At 74.3% G+C, this 4,403-nt stretch carries 3 protein-coding genes; 2 read left to right on the top strand and 1 reads right to left on the bottom strand.

All coding sequences use genetic code 11. The features are described from left to right. The first annotated feature begins 136 nt into the window (after positions 1-136). Together CCN51_RS49195 and CCN51_RS49190 are read left to right on the top strand one after the other, a co-directional pair. Positions 137-787, top strand: a complete 651-nt coding sequence (locus CCN51_RS49195) for a LysE family translocator (RefSeq protein WP_014181512.1) — start codon at positions 137-139, stop codon at positions 785-787. A gap of 171 nt (positions 788-958) precedes the next feature. Beyond that, positions 959-1,870: an MBL fold metallo-hydrolase gene (locus CCN51_RS49190; RefSeq protein ID WP_014181511.1), complete on the top strand. Its 912-nt coding sequence runs from the start codon at positions 959-961 to the stop codon at positions 1,868-1,870. A 41-nt stretch (positions 1,871-1,911) separates the two neighbouring features. On the opposite strand, the gene CCN51_RS49185 is transcribed toward CCN51_RS49190, so the two are convergent. Continuing rightward, the coding region (locus CCN51_RS49185; RefSeq protein ID WP_143676169.1) for a cation-translocating P-type ATPase at positions 1,912-4,403 on the bottom strand (2,492 nt) is incomplete at its 5' end.

Below are 4,403 nucleotides of genomic sequence, written 5' to 3'. Positions count from 1 at the left end.
GTCGGTGAGCGCGGGCCTCGGCCCCCGGCCCGGGCCCCCGCTCACCGACCGCCCACGCCCGACGCACCGCCCACCACACCCCGGCCACCACGAAAACGCCTTTGGCCAGCTTCACCACCGCGGTGATACTCGCCGCATGGAACTCTCCCTCATCGCCGCCTTCGTCGCGGCCGCCTTCCTGCTCAGCATCGCCCCCGGCCCCGACATGCTCTTCATCGTGGCCAACGCCACGGCCGGAGGCCGCCGCGCCGGGGTGGTGGCCGCGCTCGGGATGTCGACCGGTCTGGCCGTGCATACGCTCGCCGCGGCGCTCGGTCTGAGCGCGCTGTTCCGGGCGGCTCCGGAGGCGTTGGAGGTGGTGCGGCTGGCCGGTGCGGTGTTTCTGGTCTACCTCGCCATCACCTCTTGGCGGGCGGGCCGCCGTACGCCCGGCGAGGCCGGGCAGGGGCCCGCACCGGCCGCCGCGCCCCGTCGGCCGCTGCGCAAGCTCTATCTGATGGCGACGCTCACCAATGTGGCCAACCCCAAGGTCATCCTCTTCTACCTGGCGTTTCTGCCGCAGTTCCTGACCGTGGGCGATGGGGCGTGGCCGGTGTGGCTGCAACTGCTGACGCTTGGCGGGCTGTTCATCATGATCGGGCTGCCGGTGGACGCCACGGTCGGGCTGGCCGCCGGAAGCCTGGCGGACAAGCTGCTCAGCCGGCCTTCCTTCCGCCGCCGGCTGGAGCGGGCGTCGGCCGTGATCTTCGGCGGGCTCGCGGTCCGGCTGGCGCTCGACACCCGCTGACCGACAAACCACCACAAACCTTCCGCGCGTGCCGCGGTCGCTCAGAGTCCCCTCCCCGGAAAACAACAAGGTCCGGCCCCTCTTCTCTTTTGGGCCGCGCCCGGGATATGCATGGGGTGAGCGGCCGCGCACCGGCCGTGATCGACGCACGGACGGAAGGGACCTCGGACCATGAGCGACACGGCGCAGCCACCCCTCGGCGAGAGCGGCCGACAGGGCGGCTGGCACGTGGACGACCGCTGTACGAACTGCGATGTGGCGCGGCAGCTCGCCCCGGGGCTGATCGGCGAGGCCGGCGGCCGTTCGCGGGTGTTGCGCCAGCCGCGTGACGAGGCGGAGACCAGGCTGCTGCACACCGCCGCGTATGCCTGTCACACCCGGTCGATCCGCCCTCCCTCCGGGCAGCGGCTCGACCCGGCGCTCGACCCGTTTCCGCTGGCCCTGGACGACTCCGTCTGGCTGTGCGGACACAACTCGACGCACACCGCCGCCGCCAACTCGTATCTGCTGCGCCGCCGTTCGGGGAGCGTCATGGTTGACACCCCGCGCTGGAGCGAGGCGCTGGCGGAGCGGTACGAGGCGCTGGGCCCGGTGACCGATGTGCTGCTCACCCACCGCGACCACGCGGCGCACGGCCGCCGCTGGGCGGACCGCTTCGGCGCCCGGCTGTGGATCCACGAGGGCGATCTGGCCGCGGCGCCGGACGCGGACCGTGTGCTGCGCGGCGTCGAGCCGGTCGAGGTGGCCGAGGGCGTGGTCGCCCATCCGCTCCCGGGGCACACGGAGGGCAGCGTGCTGTACGTCGCGGACGAGCGGTACTGCTTCAGCGGTGACAGCCTCTACTGGTCGCGCACGACGGCGGATATCGAGGTCGTGGAGAGCGTGACCTGGTACTCCATCGAGGTGCTGGCCGCGTCCTTGGTCCGCTCGGTGCCACGGCTGCGCTTCGAGTGGCTGCTGCCCGGCCATGGGGACCGTAAGCGGCTGCCCGCCGCCGAGACTGCCCGCCGCATGGCGGGGCTGACGGACCGGGTGCGGAAGCTGAGGCCCCAGCCGATCGACTTCTCAGCCGTACGCTGGTGAGCCGTACCGGTAGTAAGCCCCGCACGCCGTACGCCCTCGCCCTAGGCCGCCATGCCACGCACCAGCGGGGTGAGCGCCGAGCCGACCAGGGTGGCCGTGACGATGGAGCCCATGGTGATGCCCCACGCCACCGGGCCCAGCGGGGTGCAGCCGAAGAACTGGCTGACGCCCGGTGTCTGGACGATGCCCGCGAGGACCGCCGCCGAGCCGAACCCGGCGATCAGGACGTGCCGGTCCAGGCCACCGGTGGCCAGGGTCTGGGCGAGCTGGGTGCCGACGAGGGCGACGAGCGCGACCGTGCTCGCGCGGCGCCCTCGGCCGGTGAGCCGGGCGCCGGACCAGGCCATGCCCGCGCCGAGGGCGGTGATGGCGCCGCGCAGCAGCATCTCGCGGGTCAGGGCGGTGCCCAGGGAGCGGTGCGGGCCTTCGCGCAGCAGCCGCTCACCGGTGTGGCCGGTCGGCTCGCGCACCGCGATGGCGAGTGCGGGCGCGAGGTCGGTGAGCAGGTTGACCAGCATGATCTGCCGGGCGCTCAGCGGTGTGCCGCCGGTGAGCGCGGAGGTGACCACGCTGAAGGTGACCTCTCCCAGGTTGCCGCCGATGAGGATGGCGAGCGCGGCCCGTACCGAGGCCCACATGGCCCGCCCCTCCATGAGCGCCGAGACGATGGTCTCCAGCTGGTCGTCGCCGACGACCAGGTCGGCGGCGGCGGTCGCGGCGGGCGTGCCGCGCCGGCCGAGGGCGATTCCGACGTCCGCGAGGCGGATGGCGGGGGCGTCGTTGGCCCCGTCGCCGGTCATCGCCACGACCCGGCCGACGCGCTGGTACGCCTGGACGATGCGGACCTTGTGGTGCGGGCTGCACCGGGCGATCACATCGACGGTGGGCAGCAGTTCGTCGAGTCTGGCGTCGTCGAGTTCGTCCAGTTCGGGGCCCGTGCACACCTTCGGTTCGGGGATGTCGCTGACGGTCGCGGCGATGGCGTCCGCGGTGGCCGGGTGGTCGCCGGTGAGCATCACGGTGTGCACACCGGCCTCGTGCAGCCGCCTGGTGGCGGGGGCGGCGCTGGTGCGGACCGGGTCGGCGAGCGCGATGAAGCCGAGGAAGTCCAGGTCCCGTACGGCCTCGTCGGTCAGCTCCTCGTCGTCGGCCATGGGTCGCTCGGCCACGGCCAGGATCCGGCGGCCCGCGCCGGCCAGCTCCTCGGCGCGGTCGGCGAGTTCCTTGGCGGCGGCGGTGTCCAGCGGGGTCCGAACGTCCCGGGCCCGTACGTCCCGGGTCCGCCGGCGGGTGCAGCGGAGCAGCACGTTCTCCGGTGCGCCCTTCACGCTGAGCAGCATGCGGTGGGAGGTGCGCCCGGCGGTGGCGTGGTAGGCCCGGGAGGGTTCGAAGGGCAGTGAGTCGGTGCGCCGCCAGCGGGGGGCGCCGTGTCGTACGGCGACGCCGGCGCGGCGGGCTCCGACCATCACCGCGCGGTCGGTCTGGTGAGCCATGGGCTCGGCCTGCCTGGCCGGCGGGGTGGCGCGCAGCGCGGCGGCGAGCACGGCCTTGCGCGGGTTGTCGAGCCGGTCGGCGGGCAGTTGGTCCTCTCCGTCGCTGATGACGGACGCGAGTTGGAGGTTGCCCTCTGTGAGGGTGCCGGTCTTGTCGAAGCACAGGACGTCGGCGCGGCCCAGCGCCTCGATGGTGCGGGGGTTGCGCACCAGCGCGCCGAGGTCGGCCAGCCGGCGGGCTGCGGCGAGCTGGGCCGCGTTGACCAGGAAGGGCAGCCCTTCGGGTACGGAGGCGACGGCGAGGTTCACCGACTGAGCGAGCGTGTCGGTCAGCTTGCGGCCGTGCAGCAGCCCGGCCACGGACACCGCGGACGCGGAGCCGAGGGCGATGGGCAGGCTGGCCCGGGTGAGCCTGCCCAGCCGGGCCTCCACGCCGGTGACGGGCGCGGCCTGGCGCGCGGTGGCGAGGCTGCGGCCGACCTCGGTGGAGGTGCCGGTGGCCACCACGACGGCCACCGCCCGCCCGGCGGAGACGGTGGTGCCTTCGTAGAGCATCGAGCGGCGTCCGGTGATGTCCGCGGCGGCCACCGGCGCCGGGTCCTTGGCCACCGGGAGGGATTCGCCGGTCAGCGACGATTCGTCGATCTCCAGGCCCTCGGCCTCCAGCAGCCGGCAGTCGGCGGGCACCACGTCCTCGGGGCGCAGCGCGACGATGTCGCCGGCCACCAGGTCACCGGCGGCGACCAGCCGCTCGGTGCCGCCGCGGCGCACCCGTGCGCCGATGGCGGAGCGGGCGAACAGCTCCGCCAGGGCGCGTTCGGTCCTGACCCGCTGGATTCCGCCGACCAGCGCGGAGGTGCCGGTGATGGCGGCCACCAGGGCGGCGTCGGTGCGCGATCCCACGGCCGCGGCCAGTGCGGCCCCGGCGGCGAGCACCGGGGTGAGGGGGTTGGCCAGCTCCTCGATGAACGCGGAGGGCAGGCTGGTGGCGGGCGGCTCTCCGGTGCGCGGTGCGCCGGGGGCGCGGGCGCGGGCGGCGG

The organism is Streptomyces milbemycinicus (genome assembly GCF_002154605.1).
In the GTDB taxonomy this organism is placed as follows: domain Bacteria; phylum Actinomycetota; class Actinomycetes; order Streptomycetales; family Streptomycetaceae; genus Streptomyces; species Streptomyces milbemycinicus.
The sequence above is the reverse complement of the archived record's forward strand: the minus strand, read 5'-3'. Positions and strand labels throughout refer to the sequence as shown.